The sequence below is a fragment of the Abyssogena phaseoliformis symbiont OG214 genome, from assembly GCF_016592595.1.
Lineage (GTDB): Bacteria > Pseudomonadota > Gammaproteobacteria > PS1 > Pseudothioglobaceae > Ruthia.
Genome location: NZ_AP012977.1, coordinates 1,243,201 through 1,268,183, shown reverse-complemented (window position 1 = coordinate 1,268,183; position 24,983 = coordinate 1,243,201). Strand labels below are relative to the sequence as shown.

Annotated in this window: 32 protein-coding genes and 1 pseudogene; 20 read left to right on the top strand and 13 right to left on the bottom strand. The window is 37.5% G+C overall.

Annotated features, from left to right (window positions below):
- Positions 1-20: 20 nt before the first annotated feature.
- The 3 genes from ftsH to glmM are packed head-to-tail and all read left to right on the top strand — an operon-like array spanning position 21 to position 4,114.
- Positions 21-1,943 (top strand): ATP-dependent zinc metalloprotease FtsH, encoded by a 1,923-nt coding sequence (gene ftsH / locus CVPH_RS08060; protein WP_201341233.1) that lies wholly within the window; start codon positions 21-23, stop codon positions 1,941-1,943.
- A gap of 40 nt (positions 1,944-1,983) precedes the next feature.
- Complete coding sequence (gene folP / locus CVPH_RS08055) at positions 1,984-2,787, top strand: dihydropteroate synthase (RefSeq protein ID WP_201342461.1); 804 nt, start codon at positions 1,984-1,986, stop codon at positions 2,785-2,787.
- A 1-nt stretch (position 2,788) separates the two neighbouring features.
- Positions 2,789-4,114 (top strand): phosphoglucosamine mutase, encoded by a 1,326-nt coding sequence (glmM, locus tag CVPH_RS08050; protein ID WP_201341232.1) that lies wholly within the window; start codon positions 2,789-2,791, stop codon positions 4,112-4,114.
- A 562-nt stretch (positions 4,115-4,676) separates the two neighbouring features.
- Here the strand turns inward: glmM and CVPH_RS08045 are convergent.
- From CVPH_RS08045 to CVPH_RS11310, 6 genes and pseudogenes are all read right to left on the bottom strand, one after another.
- A complete protein-coding gene (locus CVPH_RS08045) occupies positions 4,677-4,907 on the bottom strand; it encodes a DUF2442 domain-containing protein (RefSeq protein WP_201341231.1) in 231 nt (76 codons plus the stop codon).
- Between the two features lie 60 nt (positions 4,908-4,967).
- Positions 4,968-5,174 carry a DUF4160 domain-containing protein gene (locus tag CVPH_RS08040; protein ID WP_225879686.1) on the bottom strand — a complete coding sequence of 69 codons (207 nt, stop codon included), beginning with the start codon at positions 5,172-5,174 and terminating at the stop codon, positions 4,968-4,970.
- A 529-nt stretch (positions 5,175-5,703) separates the two neighbouring features.
- Positions 5,704-6,015 (bottom strand): HEPN domain-containing protein, encoded by a 312-nt coding sequence (locus CVPH_RS08035; RefSeq protein ID WP_201341230.1) that lies wholly within the window; start codon positions 6,013-6,015, stop codon positions 5,704-5,706.
- Positions 5,984-6,229 carry a nucleotidyltransferase domain-containing protein gene (locus CVPH_RS08030; RefSeq protein WP_201341229.1) on the bottom strand — a complete coding sequence of 82 codons (246 nt, stop codon included), beginning with the start codon at positions 6,227-6,229 and terminating at the stop codon, positions 5,984-5,986. Before CVPH_RS08030 ends, CVPH_RS08035 begins: the two co-directional genes overlap by 32 nt.
- 278 nt (positions 6,230-6,507) lie before the next feature.
- Positions 6,508-7,155: pseudogene (locus CVPH_RS08025) on the bottom strand (Na+/H+ antiporter NhaA); the annotation flags it as partial.
- 36 nt (positions 7,156-7,191) lie between these two features.
- Positions 7,192-7,428, bottom strand: a complete 237-nt coding sequence (locus tag CVPH_RS11310) for a hypothetical protein (RefSeq protein WP_425353115.1) — start codon at positions 7,426-7,428, stop codon at positions 7,192-7,194.
- Positions 7,429-7,721: 293 nt separating this feature from the next.
- On the opposite strand from CVPH_RS11310, the gene CVPH_RS08020 reads away from it, so the two are divergent.
- The 13 genes from CVPH_RS08020 to CVPH_RS07965 all read left to right on the top strand — a co-directional run bounded on the left by CVPH_RS08020 (position 7,722) and on the right by CVPH_RS07965 (position 15,901).
- Positions 7,722-8,699: an integron integrase gene (locus CVPH_RS08020; protein WP_201341228.1), complete on the top strand. Its 978-nt coding sequence runs from the start codon at positions 7,722-7,724 to the stop codon at positions 8,697-8,699.
- A 21-nt stretch (positions 8,700-8,720) separates the two neighbouring features.
- Positions 8,721-9,461 carry a TSUP family transporter gene (locus tag CVPH_RS08015; RefSeq protein ID WP_201341227.1) on the top strand — a complete coding sequence of 247 codons (741 nt, stop codon included), beginning with the start codon at positions 8,721-8,723 and terminating at the stop codon, positions 9,459-9,461.
- Between the two features lie 48 nt (positions 9,462-9,509).
- On the top strand, positions 9,510-9,767 hold the full coding sequence (locus CVPH_RS08010; protein ID WP_201341226.1) for a hypothetical protein: 258 nt from the start codon (positions 9,510-9,512) through the stop codon (positions 9,765-9,767).
- Positions 9,754-9,957: a type II toxin-antitoxin system PemK/MazF family toxin gene (locus CVPH_RS08005; protein WP_201341225.1), complete on the top strand. Its 204-nt coding sequence runs from the start codon at positions 9,754-9,756 to the stop codon at positions 9,955-9,957. Before CVPH_RS08010 ends, CVPH_RS08005 begins: the two co-directional genes overlap by 14 nt.
- Before the next feature lie 128 nt (positions 9,958-10,085).
- A complete protein-coding gene (gene rsxA, locus CVPH_RS08000; protein WP_201341224.1) occupies positions 10,086-10,661 on the top strand; it encodes an electron transport complex subunit RsxA in 576 nt (191 codons plus the stop codon).
- A 1-nt stretch (position 10,662) separates the two neighbouring features.
- Positions 10,663-11,205 carry an electron transport complex subunit RsxB gene (gene rsxB / locus CVPH_RS07995; RefSeq protein ID WP_201341223.1) on the top strand — a complete coding sequence of 181 codons (543 nt, stop codon included), beginning with the start codon at positions 10,663-10,665 and terminating at the stop codon, positions 11,203-11,205.
- Positions 11,198-12,706 carry an electron transport complex subunit RsxC gene (rsxC, locus tag CVPH_RS07990; protein WP_201341222.1) on the top strand — a complete coding sequence of 503 codons (1,509 nt, stop codon included), beginning with the start codon at positions 11,198-11,200 and terminating at the stop codon, positions 12,704-12,706. Before rsxB ends, rsxC begins: the two co-directional genes overlap by 8 nt.
- Entirely contained in the window at positions 12,690-13,634 is a 945-nt protein-coding gene (locus tag CVPH_RS07985; RefSeq protein WP_201341221.1) for an RnfABCDGE type electron transport complex subunit D, read from the top strand. The genes rsxC and CVPH_RS07985 overlap by 17 nt, the downstream gene beginning before the upstream one ends.
- The gene (gene rsxG / locus CVPH_RS07980; RefSeq protein ID WP_201341220.1) at positions 13,634-14,242 is read left to right on the top strand and encodes an electron transport complex subunit RsxG; all 609 of its coding nucleotides are present in this window, start codon (positions 13,634-13,636) and stop codon (positions 14,240-14,242) included. Before CVPH_RS07985 ends, rsxG begins: the two co-directional genes overlap by 1 nt.
- Entirely contained in the window at positions 14,233-15,015 is a 783-nt protein-coding gene (locus tag CVPH_RS07975) for an S-adenosylmethionine:tRNA ribosyltransferase-isomerase (protein ID WP_425353114.1), read from the top strand. The genes rsxG and CVPH_RS07975 overlap by 10 nt, the downstream gene beginning before the upstream one ends.
- Positions 14,990-15,229, top strand: coding sequence for an S-adenosylmethionine:tRNA ribosyltransferase-isomerase (locus CVPH_RS11305; protein WP_425353113.1), 240 nt, complete (start codon positions 14,990-14,992; stop codon positions 15,227-15,229). The genes CVPH_RS07975 and CVPH_RS11305 overlap by 26 nt, the downstream gene beginning before the upstream one ends.
- Positions 15,219-15,575, top strand: a complete 357-nt coding sequence (locus CVPH_RS07970; RefSeq protein WP_201341219.1) for an HIT family protein — start codon at positions 15,219-15,221, stop codon at positions 15,573-15,575. The genes CVPH_RS11305 and CVPH_RS07970 overlap by 11 nt, the downstream gene beginning before the upstream one ends.
- Positions 15,572-15,901 carry a thioredoxin family protein gene (locus CVPH_RS07965; RefSeq protein WP_201341218.1) on the top strand — a complete coding sequence of 110 codons (330 nt, stop codon included), beginning with the start codon at positions 15,572-15,574 and terminating at the stop codon, positions 15,899-15,901. Before CVPH_RS07970 ends, CVPH_RS07965 begins: the two co-directional genes overlap by 4 nt.
- Here CVPH_RS07965 and CVPH_RS07960 read toward each other — a convergent pair.
- The 7 genes from CVPH_RS07960 to CVPH_RS10295 all read right to left on the bottom strand — a co-directional run bounded on the left by CVPH_RS07960 (position 15,898) and on the right by CVPH_RS10295 (position 20,695).
- Positions 15,898-16,668 (bottom strand): hypothetical protein, encoded by a 771-nt coding sequence (locus CVPH_RS07960; RefSeq protein ID WP_201341217.1) that lies wholly within the window; start codon positions 16,666-16,668, stop codon positions 15,898-15,900. The two genes, CVPH_RS07965 and CVPH_RS07960, sit on opposite strands and share 4 nt — an antisense overlap.
- Positions 16,665-17,534, bottom strand: a complete 870-nt coding sequence (gene sucD, locus CVPH_RS07955; RefSeq protein WP_201341216.1) for a succinate--CoA ligase subunit alpha — start codon at positions 17,532-17,534, stop codon at positions 16,665-16,667. The genes CVPH_RS07960 and sucD overlap by 4 nt, the downstream gene beginning before the upstream one ends.
- On the bottom strand, positions 17,531-18,691 hold the full coding sequence (gene sucC, locus CVPH_RS07950; RefSeq protein WP_201341215.1) for an ADP-forming succinate--CoA ligase subunit beta: 1,161 nt from the start codon (positions 18,689-18,691) through the stop codon (positions 17,531-17,533). The genes sucD and sucC overlap by 4 nt, the downstream gene beginning before the upstream one ends.
- A gap of 22 nt (positions 18,692-18,713) precedes the next feature.
- Positions 18,714-18,875, bottom strand: coding sequence for a hypothetical protein (locus CVPH_RS07945; RefSeq protein ID WP_201341214.1), 162 nt, complete (start codon positions 18,873-18,875; stop codon positions 18,714-18,716).
- A 467-nt stretch (positions 18,876-19,342) separates the two neighbouring features.
- Complete coding sequence (locus tag CVPH_RS07940) at positions 19,343-19,480, bottom strand: hypothetical protein (protein WP_201341213.1); 138 nt, start codon at positions 19,478-19,480, stop codon at positions 19,343-19,345.
- A gap of 266 nt (positions 19,481-19,746) precedes the next feature.
- Positions 19,747-20,406: a DNA adenine methylase gene (locus tag CVPH_RS10300; protein WP_225879685.1), complete on the bottom strand. Its 660-nt coding sequence runs from the start codon at positions 20,404-20,406 to the stop codon at positions 19,747-19,749.
- On the bottom strand, positions 20,399-20,695 hold the full coding sequence (locus CVPH_RS10295) for a DNA adenine methylase (RefSeq protein ID WP_225879684.1): 297 nt from the start codon (positions 20,693-20,695) through the stop codon (positions 20,399-20,401). Before CVPH_RS10295 ends, CVPH_RS10300 begins: the two co-directional genes overlap by 8 nt.
- 135 nt (positions 20,696-20,830) lie before the next feature.
- On the opposite strand from CVPH_RS10295, the gene efp reads away from it, so the two are divergent.
- From efp to CVPH_RS07915, 4 genes are read left to right on the top strand one after another with little or no spacing between them, the layout of a single operon-like run.
- Positions 20,831-21,394 carry an elongation factor P gene (efp, locus tag CVPH_RS07930; protein WP_201341212.1) on the top strand — a complete coding sequence of 188 codons (564 nt, stop codon included), beginning with the start codon at positions 20,831-20,833 and terminating at the stop codon, positions 21,392-21,394.
- 59 nt (positions 21,395-21,453) lie between these two features.
- Positions 21,454-22,332: an EF-P lysine aminoacylase EpmA gene (gene epmA, locus CVPH_RS07925; RefSeq protein ID WP_201342460.1), complete on the top strand. Its 879-nt coding sequence runs from the start codon at positions 21,454-21,456 to the stop codon at positions 22,330-22,332.
- A 49-nt stretch (positions 22,333-22,381) separates the two neighbouring features.
- Positions 22,382-24,487 carry a tetratricopeptide repeat protein gene (locus CVPH_RS07920; protein ID WP_201341211.1) on the top strand — a complete coding sequence of 702 codons (2,106 nt, stop codon included), beginning with the start codon at positions 22,382-22,384 and terminating at the stop codon, positions 24,485-24,487.
- Positions 24,484-24,933, top strand: coding sequence for a YcgN family cysteine cluster protein (locus tag CVPH_RS07915; protein ID WP_201341210.1), 450 nt, complete (start codon positions 24,484-24,486; stop codon positions 24,931-24,933). Before CVPH_RS07920 ends, CVPH_RS07915 begins: the two co-directional genes overlap by 4 nt.
- The last annotated feature ends 50 nt before the right edge of the window (positions 24,934-24,983 follow it).

The following is a 24,983-nucleotide window of genomic DNA, read 5'->3' as shown; positions in this document are numbered from 1 at the left end:
TTTACAATATTTTTTACATTATGTTTAAGAATTTATTACTTTGGTTGGTTTTAGGTAGTGTCCTTACTTCGATTTTCAGTCAGTTCCAAGTGGGCGATCAAAAAAACGATATTACTTATTCTCAGTTTATTCAAAGCATTAAGCAAGGCGACGTATCCAAAGTAACGATTGCTGGTAGTAATATTACTGGTGTGGGCGCTGGTGGTGAGCAATTTTCAACTTATAGCCCAGGTGATTTAGGCCTGATGGGCGATTTATTGAACAACGGCGTTAACGTGGTTGCTAAACCGCCTGAAAAAGACGGATTTTTCAAGCAATTAATCATTTCTTTAGCACCAATTTTATTATTAATTGGTGTCGTTCTTTACACCATGAAGGGCATTGGCGGTGCAATGGGCGGAAAAAACCCAATGAGTTTTGGTAAATCCAAAGCACGCTTAATTACCAAGGACGAATCTGATACTACTTTTGATGATGTAGCCGGTGTTGATGAAGCTAAAGATGATGTGAGTGAACTGGTAGATTTCTTATCCGACCCCGGAAAATTCACTAAAGTAGGCGGAAAAATCCCCAAAGGTGTGCTTTTGGTGGGTCCTCCAGGCACAGGAAAAACCTTATTAGCTAAAGCGATTGCGGGTGAAGCCGATGTGCCATTTTTTTTTATTTCAGGCTCTGATTTTGTAGAAATGTTTGTTGGTGTTGGAGCGTCACGCGTTCGTGATATGTTTGAACAAGCAAAGAAAAACGCACCCTGTATTATTTTTATTGATGAAATTGATGCTGTAGGCCGCCAACGTGGTGCTGGTATGGGTGGTGGTCATGATGAGCGCGAACAAACATTAAACCAAATGTTGGTTGAAATGGATGGTTTTGAAGGTTCTGAAGGTGTGATTGTCATTGCTGCAACCAATAGACCAGATGTGTTAGATCCTGCTTTATTAAGACCAGGTCGTTTTGATCGTCAAGTTACGGTAGGTTTGCCTGATATTAATGGCCGTGATGCGATTTTAAAAATCCACATGCGCAAATTACCTATTGCAAAAAATGTTAAATCAATCAATATTGCCAAAGGCACACCAGGGTTTTCTGGCGCAGACCTTGCTAATTTGACTAATGAGGCTGCGTTAATTGCAGCGGGTAAGGATAAAAAATTAGTTGGTATGCAAGAGTTTGAAAAAGCCAAAGATAAAATTATGATGGGCTCTGAACGCAAATCTATGGCAATGGATGAGGCCGAAAAAGAAATGACTGCTTATCATGAAGCAGGTCACGCTATTGTAGGTCGGTTAGTGCCTGAGCATGACCCTGTGTATAAAGTAAGCATCATTCCAAGGGGTAGAGCATTAGGTGTGACGATGTTCTTGCCAGAAAAAGACAGTTATAGCATTTCTAAGCGCAAGCTAAATTCTCAAGTGGCCTCGCTTTTTGGTGGGCGCATTGCAGAAGAGTTAATTTACGGTGCAGATAGCGTCACCACTGGTGCGAGTAATGATATTGAACGCGCAACAGAAATTGCACACAAAATGGTCAAACAATGGGGTATGTCTGAGACATTAGGACCTTTAGCGTACGGCGAAGATGAGGGGGAAGTGTTTTTAGGTCGACAAGTTACCAAGCATAAGCATATTTCAGAAGACACCTTTAAAACCATTGATGTTGAAATTCGTAAAATTATTGATAGCAATTATCAAATAGCTGCAAAAATTTTAAAAGACAATAAAGACATCTTAATTGAAATGAGCAAAGCTTTAATGGAGTTTGAAACCATTGACAAAGAGCAAATTGACGATTTGATGAACAGGAAACCAATACGTGAATCAGCCGTAATTGTTGATTCTGATGTTGCCTCTACCGAGTTGGGTTCGGGTGTTGAACTGGATAACGGTAATAAAGATTCTGACGAAAAGCCATTAAGTGGAGGTTCTACCGAACAAGTCGCTTAGTTTTCTTTGTCCTGTTTTTGAACATTGCCGCCACATCATGATGCAATCTCCTAATACAATGATTATGGGTGTGCTTAATGCCACGCCCGATTCTTTTTCAGATGGCGGGCAATATCTTGCCATTGATAAAGCCATTAATCAGGCTCAACTGATGGTCGACCAAGGTGCTGATATGATTGATATTGGTGGCGAATCAACCAGACCAAATGCCCCACAAGTGTCAATTGATGACGAAGTCAGCCGTGTTATTCCTGTTATTAAAGCGTTATCTAAGTTAATCAGTGTGCCAATTTCCATTGACACTTCAAAAGCACAAATCATGCAACTTGCCATTGAGGCAGGGGCAAGTATGATTAATGATGTACGCGCTTTGCAGACTAAATCATCCCTTGAAGTGGCAGCATCAACTGCTAAGGACGTATGCCTTATGCACATGCAAGGCGAACCTAAAACAATGCAAAATAACCCTGTTTATACAGATGTCATTGATGAAATAAAACACTTTTTTGATCAAAGAATTGAAGCTTGCATTGGTGTCGGTATTAGCCAAAATAAGATTATTCTAGACCCAGGTTTTGGCTTTGGCAAAACACTCAATCAAAATCTTGAAATTCTACGTCGCCTTGACGAGTTTAAAAGCTTTGGTTTGAGAATTTTGGTTGGCATGTCACGCAAGTCAATGATTGGTAGTATGCTTAATAATAGAAACACAGACGGAAGAATGATTGGCAGTGTAACAACCGTTATAATAGCATCTCAAAACGGTGCAAATATTGTACGTGTGCACGATGTTTTAGAAACTAAAGATGCGTTTAAGGTTTTACAAAGCGTAGCAGGAGAGTAAATTGGGTAATTATTTTGGTACTGATGGCATACGTGGTAAGGTGGGTGTTGAGCCTATTACCGCTGATTTTTTCTTAAAATTAGGTTGGGCAGTTGGCTCGGTACTAGCCAAACAAGGTAAAGCCAGTGTTATTATTGGCAAAGATACTCGCGTATCTGGCTATTTATTTGAATCTGCACTTGAGGCAGGTTTTTTATCTGCCGGTGTTGATGTTGGCTTGCTAGGTCCGATGCCAACACCTGCAGTTGCTTACCTAACGCAAACTTATAATGCCAGTGCTGGCGTAGTCATTAGCGCTTCACATAATCATTTTCAAGACAATGGTGTCAAGTTTTTTTCCGCCAAAGGCCTTAAATTAAGCAGCCAAGACCAAAGCGAAATTGAGAAAAAATTAGCCGAGCCTATGGTTAGTGTGGGTGCTGACAAGATTGGCAAAGCCCATAGACACGAACAACCGCTTGGGCGTTATATCGAATTTTGCAAATCAACGTTTGATCGAGCACAAAGTCTTTTAGGGCTTAATATCGTCATTGATTGCGCAAATGGCGCTACTTATCACATTGCCCAAAGCGTGTTCTCAGAGCTGGGTGCAAATATTAATATCATCAACAACACACCAGATGGCTTTAATATTAATGAGCATTGTGGTGCAACCGACACCAAACATCTGCAACAAGTTGTATTAGAGTCAAAAGCAGATTTGGGCATTGCTTTTGATGGCGATGGCGATCGCTTAATGATGGTTGATGAAAATGGCGAGTTGGTTGATGGCGACGAGCTGGTATTTATTATCGCCAAAGCTTGGCAATCTCAAGGCAGGCTAGTTAATAACACAGTGGTCGGTACAAAAATGAGTAACTTAGGTATGCACCATGCACTAAGAGATTTAGACATTAAATTTATCGAAACTGATGTGGGTGATCGCTTTGTGATGGAGCAAATGCAAAAAAGCGGTTCAATATTAGGTGGCGAAGGTTCAGGGCATATTATATGCCTGAATAAAACCACCTCTGGCGATGGCATTGTTTCTGCTTTGCAAGTATTAGAAGTACTGGCAAAAAGCCAATCCAGCCTTGCTAAGTTAAAGCAATCAATGAGTAAATATCCACAAGTTTTAATTAATGTTAAAACCCAAACAAGAATTAATCTTGAAAATCACACCAAACTACAACAAACTCAATTCGAAGTTGAGCAAACACTTGGTGATGAGGGTCGAGTATTAATCCGCATTTCAGGCACAGAGTCACTTATTAGAGTGATGGTTGAAGCTAAAGATAAAATTATTGCTCAACAAGGTGCTGAAAAACTATCAAACATTTTCAAATAGAGTAAAAAATACAATCCATTTGCATATTATTTGGAAATAACCCATCTTGAATTGTTATTCTTCTCTAAATTTAGCCTTTAATCCGTTTTTAATTCTATTATCAACAGCTGTTCTCATTCCTCGGTATTTAAAATTAAGAATACAAAGTTTGTCATCATAAGAGTCAAGAATTAATTCGCCAATCTTTGTTTTGTAATATTGAATGTTGATTTGCTTCATTTTACGATTTTTCTTTTCTTAAAAATTATAACGCTTGAATTCGACGAACTAGTAAATTACCTAATGAGGATTAATCTGGAAGTTTTACAACCAATTCCATCTCAACTTGTAAATCAGGTGCAGCAAGTACCTCCATACTAACACCAGTGATACAAGGTTGAGCGCCTTAAAAAGTGGCTAAAAACGAAGGTATAACTTCTTCTAATCTTTTAGGTGTAAGGTTAATCATGTAAATACGCGCAATGACGACATCATGTGGTTTGGCTCCAACAGCATCTAGTGCAGCTTTTGCATTTAATGCTTGAATTCAGTCGATGCGTAAGCAGTTGGTTGGTATGATTTGTTAGATGACTTTCCACTCAGATTCGATTGTGTCTGCTGATAAGTCCGACCCACAATCCCACTCAATAAAATATTTTCCATTTCTGATTTTTATAAAATTATCATTATCTTGTAGATCTACAAATGCTTCAGAGTTCAAATAGGGTAACACATCAAATAAACCTGTCCGACCATCTTTTGTAGATATACGTAACTTGTGGTTTACTTGTGGTTCTATTTGAGTGATTATCATTGGTCAAGTCCTCTAATAGGAAAGGGCTTTTTACCATTAACAGCAAGCCCCAATCTGCCTTTAAATCATCATAATGATTTCAATCCAAGTAACGACTAATTTATGTTTTTTAGGGGGTAAATTACCTGAAAGCAATTGACCGTCTTTTATCGCATAAACGCCAACTTCTCCTTGATATTCTGCATGAATATGTGGCGAGCGGTGTCTGCCCGTATCATGAAAAAATATTCTGATAAGAACACCATAAAACATGGATATAGTTGGCATAAATTATTCTTACTGTTTGCTTTTTAGCATAGTCTGAATTTCAGAGAGTTTTTGCTTAATACTTTTCTCTTGTTCTGTTTGGATTTTGTTTTTGAAGAGTGCTGTATTTTTTAAAATCTCCATCTGTAAAATTCTCCAAATCTTTGCTTTCTAATAATTGAATTTTCTCTTTATATTGAAAGAAACAGGCTATTTAGGCATAAATTTTTCTGGAATACCTATGGGTATTTAGTGTTGCAAGAAGTAGCCTGCTTCATTAATCTAATAGTCATAAACTTGCTGGTTTTTAACCAAACGACTTAATCTTTTCCTCACAAAGCCGCTTGGTTAGAGTTTGCAAGTGAACGACTCTCTCACTTAAATAGTTTAACTCTTCTTCGGTGATTTTATAATGCCTAGAATAGCGTGCTTTAACATAGGCTTCTTTGAGTAGTTAAAAACAACGGTGTTTATAAACTTACTGTCTTGTGGGAAGACAGCCATTAATGCTTCATCTTGATGGACTGCCATTGAGCCAAGTTGTTGTAAATTATGATTTGTATTGAGTTAGCACCAAAGACAAGCAAGAGTAATAGTAATAGTATTCAGTAGCTTGGTGGAGTTCAAACGCAGATAGTTTGTAACTTCCTCTCTTAAAATTTGCCTTATAACTAATTAAGAGTTCATTAGCGCCACCAAACCACTCTTCATAGTCTATTATTGCCATTTTCTTGCATGCTTTTTGGGTTAAGTACCCCGGTACAGCCAATTCTTTCCTATTAAACTCATACAACACAACTCCCTGATCCCTTTGTATCAGTAAAGAAGTATTATCCTTCTTTAAGCGAATTATTAACCTCATCTAGCGTATGTACAGTCAAGTTACATTCTGGTTTAAAAGGTGGTGTCAAAAAGACTCTTACTCTATCCTCAATCGTATTCCACAAATCAAGCTTTGCCACTAAGTCATATTGATTAACAATCACCAAAATATCATAATCACTGATATAACCAATCTCTGGTTTATTCACCCACTTACCCGTAGCATGCGAACCAAACAGAATAACCTTAATCAACTTACCCGTTTTCCTTTTGCCCGAAGCCGTACCCACAACCGAGTCAAACTCCTCACGAATAACTTGGAGAATTCGCCTTAAGTGGATTTGCTTTGTTATTAGGTAAGTGCTTTAGGGAGTCTTTCATTTAGTTTGGTTAAGGGTGTTTATTGGTTAGGTGTTAATGTTATTCTTGGCAAGAATTATACAGATACAATGGTAGATGTGAGGTGGAGGGTAGGGGTTAGGAATTTTTAATTCTTTAACCTTGGGTGTGTAAGGCGTGGTTTAATGCTTTGTTATGTGGTTTTTCCTGTTTTAAGAATCAGATACCCAACTATACCAGATACGAATGAACCAATAAGTATTGCCAATTTATCCGTGTATTGAAAAAGACTATCATCTTCAAATACCAAAGAAACTATAAATAAACTCATAGTAAATCCGATGCCAGTTAATACAGACACACCATATGGTTGTATCCAGTTGCTACCCTTAGGCAGTTTTGCTAACTTTAATTTGATGGCTAAAAAACTAAAACCAAATACACCAAGTTGTTTACCCAAAAAAAGACCTGGCATAATGCCAAGTGGCACGCCTCCAGACATTTGACTAATTGATATTTCTGTAATATTTACCCCTGTATTTACAAAAGCAAAGAACGGGAGAATAAAAAAAGCAACCCAAGAATGAAGGCTATGTTCTATCTCCTTAAGAGGAGAAAATGGTTGTTTATTTTCATCCCTTGCATTGAGTGGAATTGTAAACGCTAACGCAACACCTGCTAACGTAGCGTGAACGCCTGATTTTAAAAACACCTATCCATAATATTGTACCAACAATAAAGTAGGCTGCTTTTTTTTCGACACACCGAAAAAATTCAACATAATTAAAATAGCTATGATGACAATTGCACCTAAATCATCAATAATGGCCAACGCTTGAATTCAGCCGACGCGTTAGCGGTCGGCTGGAATGATTTGTTATGCATAACCAATCATTCCAAGAATAAGACCAAGTAAGAAACCAACAATTCCTAATTGCATTGGTACTCTGTAATCTGGATCAGGGCGCTTCCAATGGGCTAAAAATTTTCCGAAAAACCCAGCTTTTTGAACTCTTAATGCACTCGAATAAAGACCATTTTCACATTTTAGCTGGAACTCTACACTTTGCCTTAATTCTAAATGTGAGTCGTAATCAATTTCCATTGATTTCATTGTGAAACCAATGGATGGTCTTGCTTCTAAAGCAATTCGATAAATATAATTCTCACCATTGCTAATTTTGACCCATATATCCCCCCAAGTTTTTTGAGAATTTTGGGGTGTATCCTAACAACGGAAAATGCATAACTATTTAGTATAAGGACATATTCCTTTATACACGCTATTAAAAATAATACTATGTAAAAAATGTTGTATTCTTGCCACTTTCTTGGTCTAAAATAAATTTTTACTTAATATGTGCTATTTAAGTAAAAAAATTAATTACATAATTTAATCTAATTATCATGATAATAGAAAATAAACTCGTCATTCAGAAAATGCGAGAGCTGATGCGGCGGATGCATTATGCTTATAAAACAGAAAATACATATTGCGATTGGGTTAAGCGATTTATTAAGTTTTCACAAATGAGGGACAAACAGGAACTGTTTGAGAATTCTGAACATAAGGTTGAGCATTTTTTAACGGATTTATCGGTAAAGCAAAATGTGGCAGCAAGCACTCAAAATCAGGCGTTAAATTCGTTGGTTTTTCTCTACAGTAAGGTGCTAAGCAAACCACTCGAAAATGTGCAGGCGGTACGTAGCAAGAAACAACCACGCATTCCTGCAGTGTTAAGTATCGAAGAGGTAAAAAAAGTGTTGTCGAAACTTAGTGGCACAAATATTTTAATGGTGCAGTTACTATATGGCGGTGGTTTGCGAATTTCTGAGTTGGTGCGCTTGAGGGTTCAGGATATTGATTTTGAATATTGTCAAATAACTATTCGGGATGGCAAGGGTAAAAAGGATAGGGTGACGCCACTTGCTAATAAATTAATCCCGTTATTAAAAGCCTGTTTGTTGCAAAGAAAAGAAAGGCACTTGATGGATCTAAAAGAGGGTTATGGCGGTGTTTATTTACCGAATGCTTTGGCTAAAAAATATCCGAATGCTAATAAGGAGTTTGGCTGGCAATATGTATTTGCTAGTAGAAATATTGCAACTGATCCAAGAAGTGGTGTTGAGAGAAGACATCATATTGACCAATCAGCGGTGAACAAAGCCATTAAAGTGGCGGTTAAAAAATGTAGAAGTATTGATAAAAAAGTATCAGCGCACACATTTAGGCATTCATTTGCCACGCATTTATTGCAAACAGGTACGGATATTCGCACCATTCAGGCATTATTAGGGCATAGCGATATACAAACAACGATGATTTATACGCATGTATTACGCCAAGGCGGACAAGAGGTGGTGTCGCCGTTGGATAGGCTGTAGTGTTGGTAAATAGTTAAGAATATGGTCTTTTCTAATACAGAATTATTTTTAGTGGGCCTGATTTTTATGTGGGCAGGGTTTGTGCGCACGGGGCTTGGGTTTGGTGGTGCGGCACTTGGATTGCCGCTGATGTTGCTAGTGGGCGCATCACCTGTTTATTGGTTGCCTATAATTGGGCTTCATTTGTTGTTTTTCTCTTCATTGACTTTGTTTAAGTCTATTAAGCAAGTGGATTGGTGTTACCTCAAGCAATCACTCTTATGGATTATTCCTCCGACTTTGATTGGGGTATTTGGGTTGCTATCACTCCCTGATAAGGTGATGATTGTGTTTGTGTATTCAATCACGATTTTTTATTCAATTATTTGGATTTCTAACCAAAAAATTACCTCACATCGACCGTGGGCGGATAAATTACTACTCATATTGGGTGGCTATGTGGCAGGTATTTCGCTCACTGGTGCGCCTTTGATTGTGGTTGTGTATATGCGCCATGTGGCGAAGGAATATCTGCGTAATACTTTGTTTGTATTGTGGTTTATTTTGGTGGGTATTAAGATGAGCACTTTTGTGACATTTGGCGTGATGATTGATTGGCAATTGTCTCTGAGTTTGATTCCTATAGCTGCAGTTGGGCATATTATCGGGCTTAAATTGCACCAAAGAATTATAGAGAATGACGATTTATTTAAGCGCTGGGTGGGTGGTGCATTATTGTTGGTTAGTTCGTTTGGGGTTGCAAAAGTAGTTATGCAATTTTAATATTGCATTATAATGTTACATAGTGATTTGACAAAATAGGAGAATGTAATGATTCAGGCGACCATGGCAGATATGCGTAAATCGGTTGATTTTTTCCAAACTGACCAAGTGATTAATATCATTAATGGTAGAAAGAAGCAGGAAATTGGCTATTTTGTGCCTAGTAAATTCAAGGTTGATTTTTTAAAATTTTTAACTGAACTTAACAACAAAGAGCGCCTTGAAAATGCCAAACGTGCAGCGCAAGCCCAAATACTTGATCCGATAGGAGATGGAACGGCAGGAGATGACATTGAGCAAACTTAATAAAGGCGATATTTGTCTGGTTGATTTTGAGCCTACGCAGATGGGCGAAATTGGACAATTAAGACCTGCTATTATTCTAAGCGATAATCAGGATTTAGCGCTATTTACAACTGTTGTGGTTGTGCCGCTTTCAAGCTTGGTGATTAAGAATAACCAGCCTTATCGTTATTTTATTAATAAAAGACAGTAACTCAAAAAGGACTCAGACGCTTGTATTTATGAAATCCGTTCTTTGTCAAAGGGCAGAGTGAGCGCCAAAATTGGCAATATAACAAGCGGTGAGTTAGATGGTATTCGTCAGGCTTTGTGTGATTTATTATGAATGAGTATGTCTTGATCGTAGTGAGTACGATTTTAGTTAATAATTTTGTCTTGGTTAAGTTTTTGGGCTTGTGCCCATTTATGGGAGTTTCAAGAAAGATTGACACTGCAATTGGTATGGGGTTTGCTACGACTTTTGTACTGACTTTGGCGAGTATTTCTAGTTATTTAATTAACACCTATATTTTGGTTCCATTTGAAATGGAATATCTAAGAACCATTGCTTTTATCGTGACTATTGCTGGCGTGGTTGGCTTTACTGAGTTGGTAGTTAATAAAATCTCCCCTGTTCTACACCAGTCTTTAGGTGTATTTTTGCCCTTGATTACGACTAACTGTGCTGTGCTAGGTGTGGCATTGTTAAATGTTAATCAGGATAATGGATTTTTAGCATCGGGTGTTTATGGTTTTGGAGCTGCCATTGGATTTTCATTTGTATTGGTGTTGTTCTCAGCTATACGTGAGCGGATTGACGTGGCGGATGTGCCAGAAGCTTTTAAAGGCGCACCCATTGCGCTGATTACAGCAGGATTGATGTCGATGGCATTTATGGGCTTTATTGGGCTTGCTTGAGTTGTTTGATTCAGTCCTAATTTTCTCGGTTTTGACACTGGTGTTGGGCTTGGTGTTGGGATATGCTGGGGTTAAATTCAAGCTAAAGGACAATCCTTTGGTTGACCAAATAGATGCGATTTTGCCACAAACCCAATGCGGTCAATGCGATTATCCTGGGTGTCGTCCTTATGCACAGGCAATTGCCTGTGGCGAGGTGCAAATTAATCAATGTCCGCCTGGTGGACAAGAAGGGGCTGATGCACTGGCAGAGCTTTTAGGGGTTGAAACTTTAGCACTGAATGCTGAGCATGGTGAGACCAAACCTAGCCATGTGGTATTTGTGGATGAGGCTGTTTGTATTGGCTGTACTTTGTGTATTCAGGCTTGCCCTGTGGATGCATTCGTGGGTGCTTCTAAGGTGATGACCCAAGTGATTATTGATGAATGTACAGGGTGTGATTTGTGCATTCCTGTGTGCCCTGTTGATTGTATTCATATGCAGGAAATTGAGCCTACATTAACCACATTTGTACCCGATATATCCAAGGCTAACCATGGCTGATTATTCATTTAATGGTGGTATTGTGATTAGCAATCCTTATCCAGTGGATAAGGTGGAGATTATCCAAGCACCATTACCAAAAAAAGTAACCATACCCTTACAACAGCGTATTGGTGAGCGGGCTAAACCTTGTGTGAGTGTTGGCGATTATGTGCTTACTGGACAAGTAATTGCCAGTACTAAAGACAGTTTTGGTGTGTTTATTCATGCCTCAGTTTCTGGTGTGGTTTTAAGTATTAATGAGCAAGTGATACCGCATAAATTAGGGCTTAAATCTCAGTGTATTACGATTGAATCTGATGGTAAAGACAAATGGATAGATAATTCAGGTTGCGGTATTGATTTTTTGCATTGCTCAGCACAGACCATGATTGATTATATTCAAAAATCAGGTATTGTAGGTTTAGGTGGTGCAGGGTTTCCAACACACGCCAAACTTGGCAAAATTAAACAATGCCATACCTTAATTATTAACGGCACTGAGTGCGAACCAGGGGTTATGTGCGATGATGCTTTGATGCAGCTTCATCCAAGAGAAATTATTCGTGGTGTGGAAATTTTGCTGCATATTTGTGGTGCAAAGCGTGCGATTATTGCTATTGAGGATGATAAACAAGCGGCTTACCAGGCATTATTAATGTTTAATCATAATGACAGAATTAGCATTAGCCAAATCCCAACTAAATACACCTCTGGTGCTGAAAAACTACTCATTAAGGCTTTACTTGGTGTTGAAATCTCATCAGGAGGTTTTGCTGTGGATAGGGGTATTGCTTGCCAAAACGTAGCCACTACTAAGGCAGTATTTGATGCAGTGGTTGATCATAAGCCATTAGTATCACGTATTGTTACGGTTACGGGTAGTGGTGTTAAGCCTAATAATTTTGAGGTGCGTTTGGGCACATCGTTTAAAAGCCTTATTTCAATGGCCAGCCCTAATCAAAAAGCGCATGACTATCGTATGGGTGGTATGATGATGGGTGTTGATGTGGCTGATATCCAAGCTCCTATTTGCAAGATTACCAATGCTATTTTTGTGAACAATCACATACACAAGCCCGCCATTCAAGAATGTATTCGTTGTGGTCAATGTTCAGAAGTTTGTCCTGTGGGGTTACTTCCTCAGCAGCTTTATTGGCATGCTAAAAGTGAGAATATTGAGAAAGCTATAAATTATAATTTATTTGATTGTATTGAATGTGCTTGTTGTGATTATGTCTGTCCAAGCCACATACTACTAGCAAACTATTTTTCTTTTGCTAAGGCGCTTAACAAGCAACAAACTCGTGAGCAGGATAGAATTAACATTGCCAGAGAAAGATTTGAGTTTAGAGAATATCGTCTGGAGCGTAATAAACTTGAGCGCGTGCAAATGATGGCAGATAAGAAAAAAGCTTTAAAAGAAAAAATGGCAAAAGAGCAGTCTCAAAAACAAAAAATTGCTAAGGCAATGCAGCGAGTACAACAAGCGAAGGATAAAAAAAATGACACCAATATTTAACTCAACTTCATGGATGATGCGCCAAGTAATTTATGCCTTAGCATTAGGTGTGATGGCGGCTTATTATTTCTTTGGTTGGGGTGTTTTGTTGCAAATAGTGCTGGGCGTAGTTACAGCCATTGCAGTTGAATCAGCATTTCTAGCACTTAGAGGTCGTGATGTTATCAGCTCAATTAGTGATGGCTCAGTAGTACTCACAGCAATCCTACTCGCCATTTCCATTCCTAGTATTGCGCCGTGGTGGGTGATTGTGGTGGGTGTGAGTTTTGCCATTATTTTTGGCAAGCAGTTGTACGGCGGTTTGGGTAATAACCCATTTAATCCTGCCATGCTAGGCTACGTATTTTTACTGATTTCTTATCCGCTACAAATGAGCACTTGGCAGATTGATTTTTTAAGCCTTAGTCAAGCTTTAGACGTGGTGTTTGATTTAAGTAATATTGATGTTATCAGTGGCGCAACAAAACTGGATGAGGTAAAAAACGGCTTATCACTCGCAGGGTCAATTCAGCAATTAGACCTGCATTCACCCTCTCAAGCATGGATTAACGCAGGGTTTTTATTGGGTGGTTTGTATTTACTATTCAGAAAAGTTATTTTTTGGCAAATTCCGGCGGCTTTTTTAGCAGGCATTGTGATTAGCTCAATATTATTGTCTGTTAGCAATACTGATTTATACTTGCCCACTCAAAATCATCTTATGCTTGGTGGTACGATGTTAGGCGCATTTTTTATTGCAACCGATCCAGTGTCTGCCAGCACCACACCCAAAGGCAGAATAATTTATGGCTTTTTGATAGGCGTATTAATTGTTATCATCCGTACTTTTGGCGGCTATCCTGATGGTATTGCTTTTGCGGTATTATTAATGAACATGACCGTGCCACTTATTGATAGCTTTACGCAACCCAAGGTATTTGGGCGATAATGTTAGGCGCTATTTTAAAATCAGGGGTTTTGTTGTTTGTGTTCACAGTGGTGAGTGTATTCTTTGTCTCACTGACACAAACCAACACCAAAGACGTCATTACTTACAATGAAAAGCAATTATTAATCCAACGCTTGGGTGAGCTGGTTAGTGATTATAGTAATGATATATTGGCAGATAAATACACTAAAACGCTTAAATTACACAACGTCACACAAGTTGTTAATATTTATCCAGTAAAAAAGAATCATAAAATATTTGCCTATTTGATTGAACACACCTATCCCAATGGTTATAACGGCGATATTCGCCTATTAACAGGCGTGGGTATTGATAAAAAACTCTTAGGTGTTCGCATTATAACACATAAAGAAACTCCAGGCTTGGGTGATAAAATCGAGCTCAAAAAATCAAATTGGATTGAGCAATTTCTTGGGCTTTCACTCTCAAATCCAAGCAAGAAAAATTGGAAAGTGAAACGAGACGGCGGTACATTTGACACGTTTACTGGTGCAACCATTACCCCGCGTGCTATTGTTACTGCTACTTATCAAGTTTTAGAGCTACTAAACAAGCCTTGCTTACTTAGCAAAAAACCATGCAATTAAAAGATTTTTATTTTGACTTACACACCTCACTTATCACCCAAAATCCACCAAAAAATAGAACAGATTCACGGCTTTTAATCAAACAATCAAGCATTATAGATACACAATTTAATCAAATAGGCAGTTTTCTTCAATCAGGTGATTTACTGATAATGAATAATACCAAAGTTATTCCAGCACGCTTGTTTGGCACAAAAACAACAGGCGGTAAAGTTGAAATTATGATTGAACGCCTTTTAGATGAAAAGCAAGCACTGGCAATGATTAGGGCCAGCAGGGCGCCTAAAGTCGGCAGTTGCATTATTTTAGAAAATGGCGTTCACGTCACAGTTCAGCAAAAGAATAACGGCTTTTATACGCTAATATTTGAAACCAATTCTTTACTTGATTTACTTGATAATATTGGCCATATCCCATTACCTCCTTATATCGAAAGAGCAGATAATACCCAAGACTTAAAAAGCCGCTACCAAACCGTGTACGTATTTCAAAATGGCGCAGTGGCAGCGCCAACCGCAGGGCTATATTTTGATGATAAATTGTTAACAGAGTTAAAAAAACAAGGCATTGGTTACTCATTTGTTACACTGTATGTTGGTGCAGGTACGTTTGTCCCTGTCAAAACTGACAACATTAAAGACCATGTTATGCACAGTGAGACGTTTAAGATTAACCAAGCAACCATTGATAAAATTAACCAAACCAAGGCTAAATGGTGGGTGCATTATTGCAGTTGGCACAACTGCTGTGCGGGTTTTAGAGTCCAGTGTTAAAAATGGTAAACTCACCGCTCAGCAAGATGAAACTGATATTTTTATTTATCGTGGCTATCAATTTCCATTTACCAAAATCCTCATTACTAATGTTGGTAATGCCTTTATCGGATGCATACAAATGATGGATATTTACCAACATACCAGTAATCAAAAATATCGATTTTTCTCTTATGGCGATGCGATGCTTTTGGAGAAAAATAATGATTTATGAAAATACGTTAATCACCCTAGAAATTGAACCTAGCGAAATTCCTTGGGTTAAGGTATTCACCAAGCGCAATATTAAAGAATTCAGCGAATGTACATTGGATGAAAAAACTGAAATTTTTAGAATTATTGACATTACTGAAAAGTTAATGTTAAGTTATTTCAATGCCGATAAAGTTAATATCGCCTCTTTTGGTAATGTATTGCCAAAAGTTCACTGGCATATTATGGCGCGTTTTAAAACAGATAGTTATTTTCCTGAGCCAATGTGGGGCAAAAAACAAAGACAATCTCAACTAGATTTACCCAGTTTCGAGGTGTTTTTTACCCAGTTAAAAGAAAAGCTATGATTAACATTAAGGGCCAAACTCAACTAAGTGTCTTAAAGCATAAAAAAGAAGCAGTATTGGTATTATTTGGCGGTGCCAGTTGTGGCGTATGTCAAGCCATTAAGCCACAGATTGAGACAAAATTTTTGGCTAAATTTCCAAATTTAGTCATGGTTTATATTGATTGCGAGCAGCTGCAAGAAGTCTGTGCCCAACATGGTGTATTTTCCCTACCCATGGTTCAAGTATTTTTTATGGGGCAAAAATTTATCGAAGAAGTTCGGGAGTTTAGTTTGCTAGCTTTAGAGCAAAAGATTGGGAAGATTTTTACCAAGATGAATAGTTAAAAATGTTTGCTTCCAATCTTTTTTAGTGTCGGTACAGATAGATTAAACATTTTTGCCAATTCAAGTGCGCGCTTTAGTCTTGCGGGTGCGGATCTGCCCATGCATTTGTGTTCTAAATCGCCTTGGAAGGCTTTTATCATGCCTTGTTCTAAATCGCTTTCACTAAAAGTTTTACCTGTGAGTGCGCTTTGAAGTTTTAACACATCGCTTGATATATCAAGCATTAAGTCTAGATATTGATTGTGTAAGTCATCAACTGTTGCGCCTTTTTCAATGGCCAGCCCTGCAATGTTGGTGGTTAGAATGTAAAGATTTTTTAAAACTAATTCAAATAATAGCGCTTCTTCAGAGTTAAGCATGTGGGCGGGAATGTCAATCAAAGCTAAAGAGTCAACTAGGATTTGTGCTTTTTTGCCATAGGTAGGGGATGAGATTAATATTTTAGAATCCATACTTTTCTTTTTTTCAAACCAGACTGAAATCACAGCAGGGTTTGTAAAATTGTGCGTTTGCCAATCACGAGGCAGGAGTTCATTTTGCATCATGGCAACTCTATCTTTCCACTGCTTAGGAATAGATTGAAGGGCATTTTGTAAATCGGCTTCTGCTGTGCAAACCAAGATAAGTTCTGGATTGATGGTATTTGCCAACTCATCAATATTAGTTTGTCGGGTGATGGGGTAAACAGGGTAATTATTCTTTAAAAAAGCACGAGAGAAAACACTCCCTAACTCGCCAATACCTAAGACAACAATGGGTTTTTTCATGCTAATACTTCGAGTAAGGTTGCGCCCATGGTTGCGGGTGTGGGCGCAATTGCCACGCCGACTTTTTTTAAGGCATTGATTTTATCGATTGCTTTGCCAGTGCCAGCACTAATCACTGCACCTGCGTGCCCCATGCACTTGCCTTTTGGTGCGCTTAGCCCTGCAATATAAGACATCACAGGTTTAGACACGTGAGACTGAATGTATTCTGCCGCCTCCTCTTCAGCTGAACCGCCAATTTCACCTACCATAATGATAGACTGAGTTTGTGGATCTGCTTCAAATAGGGCGAAGCAATCAATAAAACTCATGCCTTGAATGGGGTCGCCACCAATGCCAATACAGGTGCTTTGTCCTAAGCCTGCTTGGGTGGTTTGATGCACAGCTTCATAAGTAAGCGTGCCTGAGCGTGATATGACGCCAACACTACCAGCTTGGTGAATGTTGCCAGGCATAATGCCTAATTTGCACTCATCAGGTGTAATGGCACCTGGGCAATTAGGGCCAATCAAAATTGAGTTTGATGTTTTTAAAATGGCTTTAATTTTAAGCATATCTTGCACGGGAATGCCTTCGGTAATGCAAGCAATCACGGGTATTTGTGCTTCAATGGCTTCAAGTATTGAGGCGTAAGCAAATTGGGGCGGCACATAAATCATGCTGGCATTAGCACCCGTTTCACGCATTGCCTGTACTACTGTGTTAAAAACAGGCAAATCTAGGTGCTTTTGCCCACCTTTGTTTGGCGTTACCCCACCGACAAATTGTGTGCCATAGGCAATGGATTGCCGCGAGTGGAATGTACCTTGTTTACCTGTAAAGCCTTGGGTGATTACTCGTGTATTTTTGTCAATTAGAACGCTCATTTAATCAGCTCCATAATTTTTATAGCGGCTTTGGTTAAATCAGATTCTACATGGATATTAAATCCAGACTCACCAAGCAAGTTTAACCCTGCTGGGGCATTAGTACCTTCCAAACGCACCACAATTGGCAGGGTTAAGCCAACCGTTTCGATGGCTTGTAATATGCCTTGTGCAATCAAATCACAGCGTACAATACCACCAAAAATATTCACCAAAATGCCTTCAACATTTGTCTCAGTTTGAATCAGCTCAAAGGCTTTAGCAACCCTATCAGCAGTGGTTCCACCACCCACGTCTAAAAAATTAGCAGGCGAGCCACCAAAATGCTCAATTAAATCCATTGTTGCCATTGCCAGTCCTGCACCATTCACCATGCAACCAATTGTGCCATCAAGTGAAATATAGTTAAGTTGATATTCACTGGCAAGCCTTTCTTTTTCATCTTCTTGTGAAATATCACGCAACGTGGCAATATCCTCATGGCGATACAGTGCATTATCGTCAAAATCAATCTTGCCATCAAGTGCTAATAGCTGATTTTCTTTAGTAACAATAAGTGGATTAATTTCAATCAGATTAACATCTTTTTGAGTAAAAATTTCATACAAGCCCAAAAGGGTTTTGTTAAATTGCTTGGTAAGTTCAGCATTAAGCCCTAGTTTTTCTGCCATCAAAGTACAATCTTGTACAGACAAATCACCTAATGGATCAATGCTAAATTTAATAATTTTATCAGGCGTTTCACTGGCAACTTTTTCAATATCCATGCCACCCTCAGTAGAGGTCAAAACAGTTATTTTTTGCGTTTGCCTATCAATCAACAAACCAAGATACAATTCACGCTCAATATTTTGTCCTACTTCAATTAATAATTGACTCACTGGCAACCCTTTAGCATCTGTTTGTGGCGTAATCAGTTGCGAGCCTAATAATTGACTACACGCACGCTCAACCTCTTCAACGCTATGACACAAAACAACACCACCACCCTTGCCACGCCCCCCAGCATGAACTTGAGCTTTAACGACCCAAACATCACTCCCCAAAGCCTTGCAAGCATCGTTAGCCTTGGCAGTGCTATCAATAAGAATACCTTTGGGAATTTGAATGTGTCTATGGCTAAATAATGTTTTAGCTTGGTATTCGTGTATGTGCATAAGGTTTTATTTTAATGTGTTTTTAAATACTACTGTCTAATTGTGCTTGATAGAAGTCTTTCACTTCTTCCATTTGATAAGGAGGTCTGGCTCTATGAATAACACGATGACAACTAGCACAAACTGGAATTAGATTTGATATTGCGTTATCTATAGTTCTTTGCTCGTCTTCGCCTTGATACATATATATGTATCAAGGCGGTGCATTTCGATATACCCTGTTGCAGGCTCCCCATAAGTTTTTTCAAAATCAAAATCGCAGATATCAAAAAATAAACCATTAATCTTTTCTGAGTAATATTCAATGGCTTGCTTTCGTAATTTATGCGATCTTGCTTATGTCTTTGATAAAGTATATTTACTACCGCCTTCTGTTATAACTATATCTTCATCAAATTCTTCAAAATTTCCCAAATGACTCGTGAGATTGTTTAGTGCTACAATAGCATCTTGCCATTCAAAATTATTTCCAATTAGATAATCCAGTGAACTTTTGTTTTGCTTAAGAATATTTTTTCCCTTCTTCTGTTATTTCAAACCGACTATTTTCTCTTGAATAAATAGCAAATCTAAGCTTTTCAAGTTTATCATGGGATTTTAAATTTCTCACTTTTTGAGAAAATCTACTGTTATTCCTATTTTTTAAAATTTCTAAATCCTTGCCAGTTCAGTTACAGTGAAGATTTTTGGTAACTTTATTTGTAGTGTTGAAGTGTCAACAAAGCCAGTTCTGTTCATAATAAGTAGTGCAGGAAGCACCAATTCTAATTCTGTTATTCTTTCAGTCATAATTATCCTTAATGCTGAGTTAGTAGTTGGTAATCATTAGGTGATTAACATTTTTATTATTTCTATTTTGAAAACTTACTAAATACTTTTTATCAAAAGATGATAAATTGAGCTTAGCATTATCGTTTAAATTAAAAATAAAATCTGTATTTTTAATTTAAACGATAATGCATTTTGCAGAGCAATTATTTATAAGATAGTTAGCCAATCTTGTTTGATCACTTCTATTAAATTCATTTTCAGCGTATGTTGAAAACTCACTACTATTAAGGAGGGTCTAAAAATATGGAGTCGTGTTTTGTTGGTTTATTATCTTTTAAAAAATTCTCAAAATCTTTGTTTTCGATTATTGTGCTCTCAAGATGGCTTTTCAGTGTATCTTCTTTAAAGTAATTGTATTTTTGTAATAAGCATTTTTTGTTGTAACCTATTTCTCCATAAGGAACATTGAAATCACCATTTTTGTTGTATCTAAACATGCCAGAATAAGTATTATTTCTAATAAAAAAGAATAGCGCAGTCGCAAATGATTCATTAAAAGAATATTTATCTATATTATTGTATAAATATCTAAAGTGAATGTATAGTGCGCTTTTTAAAGCGCTTTCAAAATTATCAACGATGTCGTTATCTGGGAGTTTTCCTTTTTCAAATTCAATTTTTTTCATTCGTTTGATTTTATTAAAAATACTTTTTTCGATTTCTTTTATAAAGTTTTTAATATTGGTATTAAACGATGAGTTCAACATGCCATTAAATTCAATGGAGTTTTTTAAAATAAATTCAGTAATCCAGTCTTTTAATTCTTGCCCTGATAAAGAATTGTTAGAATAGTTTTTGTATGTTGAAATAATAATGTGTTCGTGCTTTTTTGCAATTTTGTTCAATAGTTCCCAGTTATGTGCTATTTCTTCAATGCTATCCAAAAACTTCTCGTCTTGTTTCTTTACCATTTTTGTATAGTGAGACTAATTCATGAGAAAAATCATTGACTATTTTTTCCACATCACCATCGATTGAAAAATATAAGGCACCACCACCTAGAAAGGGCTCAAAGTATCTATTGAATTTCTTAGGTATATTTGGGTGGATGTATCTTAACTCCCTAGTTTTTCCACCAGCCCATTTAACAAGGGGCGATAATTTCTCTTGCCTTATCAATACATCCCGAAGTTTATAGCTTGTGTTGCTCTCTTTGATTTTTGGCGATTTCATATTTATGCAAAGGCCTCTTAATTAAGAGGATATAACTTTTATCCCTTATTATTACCTAGTTATTTTACAAACAAAATTTGGCATGGTTTGATATTTGCGTAAAATGAGACGTTTTATTTTTGTGGTTTTTAAAAAATGGTAAATTATTCTACCAACCAATTCAAAAACGGCTTAAAACTCATGTTAGATGGCAATCCTTGTTCGATTGTGAATAACGAGATTGTTAAGCCTGGTAAGGGTCAGGCGTTTAATCGAGTAAAATTTAAAGATTTAATTACTGGTAAAACACTGATTAAAACCTTTAAGTCTGGTGAGTCTCTAGAGGGTGCTGATGTGATGGAGTTGGATTTACAATATCTTTATAACGATGGTAGTGCGTGGAATTTTATGGATCCAGACTCATTTGAGCAATATGCCATTGATGGCACTGCGATGAGTGATGCCAAGGGTTATTTGGTTGAACAGGACATGTGCACGGCGACACTTTGGAATGATAACCCCATTTCAGTTACTCCGTCTAATCATGTTATTCTTGAAGTGCTTGATACTGACCCAGGTTTAAAAGGCGATACGGCAGGTACAGGCGGTAAACCAGCAACCATGAATACAGGTGTTGTGGTGCAAGTACCTCTTTTTGTTAGTATTGGCGATAAGGTTAAAGTAGATACGCGCACTAATGAATATGCAGGGCGTGCATAGTATTATCTTAGTTATTCACTATCTATTTTTTGGAATGAGTCTTGCTTGTTTCTTTGCTTATGATGCGAAATGCACTTATTAAAAGACAGCGAGTTATTCAAAAAATTAGACAGTTCTTTGAACAACAAGCAGTCTTGGAAGTTCAAACACCAACACTGCTAAACACACCGACAAGTGATGTTTATATTGACAGTATTTCATTGAGTGTGAACGCTGATATCGGCATGCAAAGCACCCAGTATCTACACACCTCCCCAGAATTAGAAATGAAAAAGCTACTGGCGCAAGGTAGTGGAGATATTTACCAAGTTTGCCAAGTATTTCGTGATAATGAGTACGGTAAGCGCAATTCTAATGAATTTACTCTGCTTGAATATTATCGCTTGGGCTTTGATATTTATCAGTTAATGGATGATATGGTTAGTTTATTGCAAGTATTGGGTATTAAAGGTAAAGTGCAGCGGTTCTCTTATGTTCAAGTTTTTAGTCAATATGCTGATATTGATATTTTAAATACTGATTTTGATACGCTTAAAATTCTCGCTGAAAAATTAGGCTTGAGTACTGATTTTGTTTGGATTGAAGAGCTGCAAATGTTGCTTTTTGTGCACTTGGTTGAGCCGAAGTTAAAAGAGTTGCCTTTGTGTTTTATTTATGATTACCCTAAATCACAATCTGCACTTGCTAAAGTAGAAGGTCAAGTAGCACACCGTTTTGAATTATATTCAAATGGTGTTGAAGTGGCAAATGGTTATGATGAGTTACAAATTAAGAGTGAATATGAGCAAGTTTTTATGCATGAAACTACTAAGCGAAAGCAGCTTGGTAAGTCTATATCGCCAGTTGATGTATCGTTTTTATCCAAACTTGACAATCCTTTGCCTCAATGTGCGGGTGTGGCAATAGGTATTAATCGATTATTAACACAAATTAGTTAAACTCAGATTAAAATAGGGCTAATTATATTAGCCAATAAAACAAAAAATCATGATTAAATTTATCTACCTTGTTCTTTTATTTTCTTTACCAATACAGGCATTGCAGATTTTACAGCTTACTAATGACAACCAAGTTATCCAACAGCAATTAGACACGCCTCAATTAAATACGCCATTGTCTGCTGAACAGTTATTGACCAAATTAAAAACATCAGCCAAGCGTGGCGATGCTAGATCGCAATTTAGTTTGGCCAATATGTACCATAATGGTATTAATGTAACAAAAGACGATAAATTAGCTTTTTATTGGTACTTACAGGTGGCTGAACAGGACTATGTAAGTGCGCAATTTAATGTGGCTAATAGTTATTACTATGGACTAGGGGTTGGTAAAGATTTAGAGCGGGCATTATATTGGTATGAAAAATCAGCCACACAAAATTTTGTGAATGCGCAATATAATTTGGCAATGATGTACCGTCGTGGCGAGGGTACGCCAATTGATAATGTTCAGGCATTATCTTGGTATGAAAAAGCAGCATTATTGGGATATGGGGCAGCACAACTTAATCTTGCTAAGTTATACGAGGTGGGTATTGGTGTCGATAGAGACCTAACGCTAGCACAGCGATGGTATGAAGCAGCAGCCAATCAATTCGACCCTGAAGCACAATTTTACTTGGCTGATTTTTATGAGCGTGAAGGAGATTCTAATAAAGCATTAGATTATTATAAAAAGTCTGCAAATCAGGGTTTTGTTGATGCTCAGGCTAGATTATCAATGCTGTATCGAATTGGCTATTTGGTTAAACAAGATGATGTTAAGGCCTTACATTGGGCGTTAATGGCAGCCAATCAAGGTGATGCGCAGTCACAGTTTTTAGTAGGCGTAATTTATCGAAAAAGCGCCAAAGTTAAGCGCAATTTACCTAGTGCAATTGCTTGGTATAAAAAAGCAGCAAAGAACGGCCATACACAAGCGCAATATAACTTAGCAATCTTGTATCTAAATGGTAATAATATTGAGAAAGACATCTATAAAGCTATCGATTTATACACAAAATCTGCCCAACAAGGCTTTGCAAATGCACAATATTCTTTAGCGCTTAGATATTTGCTTGGTGAAGGTGTTGAAAAAAATCATCAAGCGGCAGTGAAGTGGTTATTAAAAGCTGCTCAGGCAGGGCATAAGTTGGCACAATATTCACTGGCACTGCGTTACCAATTAGCTCAAGGTGTTAAAAAAGACATGAAGCAAACTGCTTATTGGTATCAAAAAGCAGCTGAACAAGAACATCTGGAGGCGCGTTATCATTTAGCATTATTGCAATTGGAAGGAAATGGAATTGATAAAGATGTTAAGAAAGCCTTAGCCACGTTATTTGATTTGTCAGCTAAGGGTCATAAAGTATCACAATATCAATTGTATTTGATTTATAACAAAGGTGATGTTACGGTTAAGAATGAAATACTGGCCAAGACTTATTTACTTAAAGCTGCAAAGGCGGGGTATGTTAAAGCTCAATACCAGTTAGGTAAAAGTTTCTTTAATCAAGATATGGTTAAAGAGGCTGCCCATTATTTAGAATTGGCAGCAAATCAAAACAACGCATCGGCGGTTAGATTGTTAAAAAGATTGCAATCTAAACAGAAACAAAACATTATTCAAATTGTTACCAATATTGCCAAGCCAGTGGTTGCTATTAAGCCAGTTATAGCAGAGACGCCTCAGCAGTCTGTTGCTCCTGCTATTGATTCTAATCTAAATGAGCAATTATTTGACAATACAACTAGTCTTATTCCTGATCAGGATGAGATTGCCAAATCGCTTAGTCATCATATTAAATCAAATATTAATTTGGAAACGTTACTTGCTAATGTTGAACAGGGCAATCCTATTGTTCAATATAATTTGAGTGCGCTTTATTATAAAGGTGAAGTTGTACGCAAGGATAATAGAGCGGCATTTATATTAATGCGTCAGTCTGCTAACCAAGGTATTACTCAGTCGCAAAATACCTTGGCTATAATGTATATGAATGGTATTGGCATTCAGACAGATTACAATAAGGCTTATTATTGGGCAAGCATAACAACGCGCAAGGGCAGTCAACAGGGTAAACGCATTTTGCTATATTTAATTGCTAATTTATGACAGTTGATGTTTTAAATTTTTGGGAAAATACAGCATTAGAAGACATGATACATGTGCAGTGGGAATCTTTATGCGATAATTGTGGGCGTTGTTGCTTGCATAAGCTTGAGGACGAGGATACGGGTGATATTTATTTTACTGATGTGGTTTGTCACTATATAGATGAACAAAGTTGTCAATGTCCACATTATGAGGCGCGCCAACAACTGGTGCCAGACTGTTTAACGATTGATTCGAATTGGGGTGATAAATTTAATTGGCTACCCAGTACATGCGCTTATCGACTTTTACATGAAAAAAAGCCATTGTTTGACTGGCATCCACTGATTAGTGGTGATGTAGAAACTGTGCATTTGGCGGGTATTTCTGTACGTGGGCGTACTTTTTCAGATGACGAAGTGAACGAAAAGGAAATTGATTTACATATAATTAACTGGGTGAAATAATGAAAAAATATACCTTATTCCTATTAGGACTTTTGGCTAATGTTGCTTTA

What these genes read in the sequence shown, in the direction of transcription:
- ftsH (WP_201341233.1), top strand. Translation starts at nt 21, where the DNA reads ATGTTTAAGAATTTATTACTTTGGTTGGTTTTAGGTAGTGTCCTTACT.
- folP (WP_201342461.1), top strand. Translation starts at nt 1,984, where the DNA reads ATGCAATCTCCTAATACAATGATTATGGGTGTGCTTAATGCCACGCCC.
- CVPH_RS08045 (WP_201341231.1), bottom strand. Translation starts at nt 4,907, where the DNA reads ATGATAATCACTCAAATAGAACCACAAGTAAACCACAAGTTACGTATA.
- CVPH_RS08040 (WP_225879686.1), bottom strand. Translation starts at nt 5,174, where the DNA reads ATGCCAACTATATCCATGTTTTATGGTGTTCTTATCAGAATATTTTTT.
- CVPH_RS08035 (WP_201341230.1), bottom strand. Translation starts at nt 6,015, where the DNA reads ATGAGGTTAATAATTCGCTTAAAGAAGGATAATACTTCTTTACTGATA.
- CVPH_RS11310 (WP_425353115.1), bottom strand. Translation starts at nt 7,428, where the DNA reads ATGAAATCAATGGAAATTGATTACGACTCACATTTAGAATTAAGGCAA.
- CVPH_RS08020 (WP_201341228.1), top strand. Translation starts at nt 7,722, where the DNA reads ATGATAATAGAAAATAAACTCGTCATTCAGAAAATGCGAGAGCTGATG.
- CVPH_RS08015 (WP_201341227.1), top strand. Translation starts at nt 8,721, where the DNA reads ATGGTCTTTTCTAATACAGAATTATTTTTAGTGGGCCTGATTTTTATG.
- CVPH_RS08010 (WP_201341226.1), top strand. Translation starts at nt 9,510, where the DNA reads ATGATTCAGGCGACCATGGCAGATATGCGTAAATCGGTTGATTTTTTC.
- rsxA (WP_201341224.1), top strand. Translation starts at nt 10,086, where the DNA reads ATGAATGAGTATGTCTTGATCGTAGTGAGTACGATTTTAGTTAATAAT.
- rsxC (WP_201341222.1), top strand. Translation starts at nt 11,198, where the DNA reads ATGGCTGATTATTCATTTAATGGTGGTATTGTGATTAGCAATCCTTAT.
- CVPH_RS07985 (WP_201341221.1), top strand. Translation starts at nt 12,690, where the DNA reads ATGACACCAATATTTAACTCAACTTCATGGATGATGCGCCAAGTAATT.
- rsxG (WP_201341220.1), top strand. Translation starts at nt 13,634, where the DNA reads ATGTTAGGCGCTATTTTAAAATCAGGGGTTTTGTTGTTTGTGTTCACA.
- CVPH_RS07975 (WP_425353114.1), top strand. Translation starts at nt 14,233, where the DNA reads ATGCAATTAAAAGATTTTTATTTTGACTTACACACCTCACTTATCACC.
- CVPH_RS07970 (WP_201341219.1), top strand. Translation starts at nt 15,219, where the DNA reads ATGATTTATGAAAATACGTTAATCACCCTAGAAATTGAACCTAGCGAA.
- CVPH_RS07965 (WP_201341218.1), top strand. Translation starts at nt 15,572, where the DNA reads ATGATTAACATTAAGGGCCAAACTCAACTAAGTGTCTTAAAGCATAAA.
- CVPH_RS07960 (WP_201341217.1), bottom strand. Translation starts at nt 16,668, where the DNA reads ATGAAAAAACCCATTGTTGTCTTAGGTATTGGCGAGTTAGGGAGTGTT.
- sucD (WP_201341216.1), bottom strand. Translation starts at nt 17,534, where the DNA reads ATGAGCGTTCTAATTGACAAAAATACACGAGTAATCACCCAAGGCTTT.
- sucC (WP_201341215.1), bottom strand. Translation starts at nt 18,691, where the DNA reads ATGCACATACACGAATACCAAGCTAAAACATTATTTAGCCATAGACAC.
- CVPH_RS07945 (WP_201341214.1), bottom strand. Translation starts at nt 18,875, where the DNA reads ATGTATCAAGGCGAAGACGAGCAAAGAACTATAGATAACGCAATATCA.
- CVPH_RS07940 (WP_201341213.1), bottom strand. Translation starts at nt 19,480, where the DNA reads ATGACTGAAAGAATAACAGAATTAGAATTGGTGCTTCCTGCACTACTT.
- CVPH_RS10295 (WP_225879684.1), bottom strand. Translation starts at nt 20,695, where the DNA reads ATGAAATCGCCAAAAATCAAAGAGAGCAACACAAGCTATAAACTTCGG.
- efp (WP_201341212.1), top strand. Translation starts at nt 20,831, where the DNA reads ATGGTAAATTATTCTACCAACCAATTCAAAAACGGCTTAAAACTCATG.
- epmA (WP_201342460.1), top strand. Translation starts at nt 21,454, where the DNA reads ATGATGCGAAATGCACTTATTAAAAGACAGCGAGTTATTCAAAAAATT.
- CVPH_RS07920 (WP_201341211.1), top strand. Translation starts at nt 22,382, where the DNA reads ATGATTAAATTTATCTACCTTGTTCTTTTATTTTCTTTACCAATACAG.
- CVPH_RS07915 (WP_201341210.1), top strand. Translation starts at nt 24,484, where the DNA reads ATGACAGTTGATGTTTTAAATTTTTGGGAAAATACAGCATTAGAAGAC.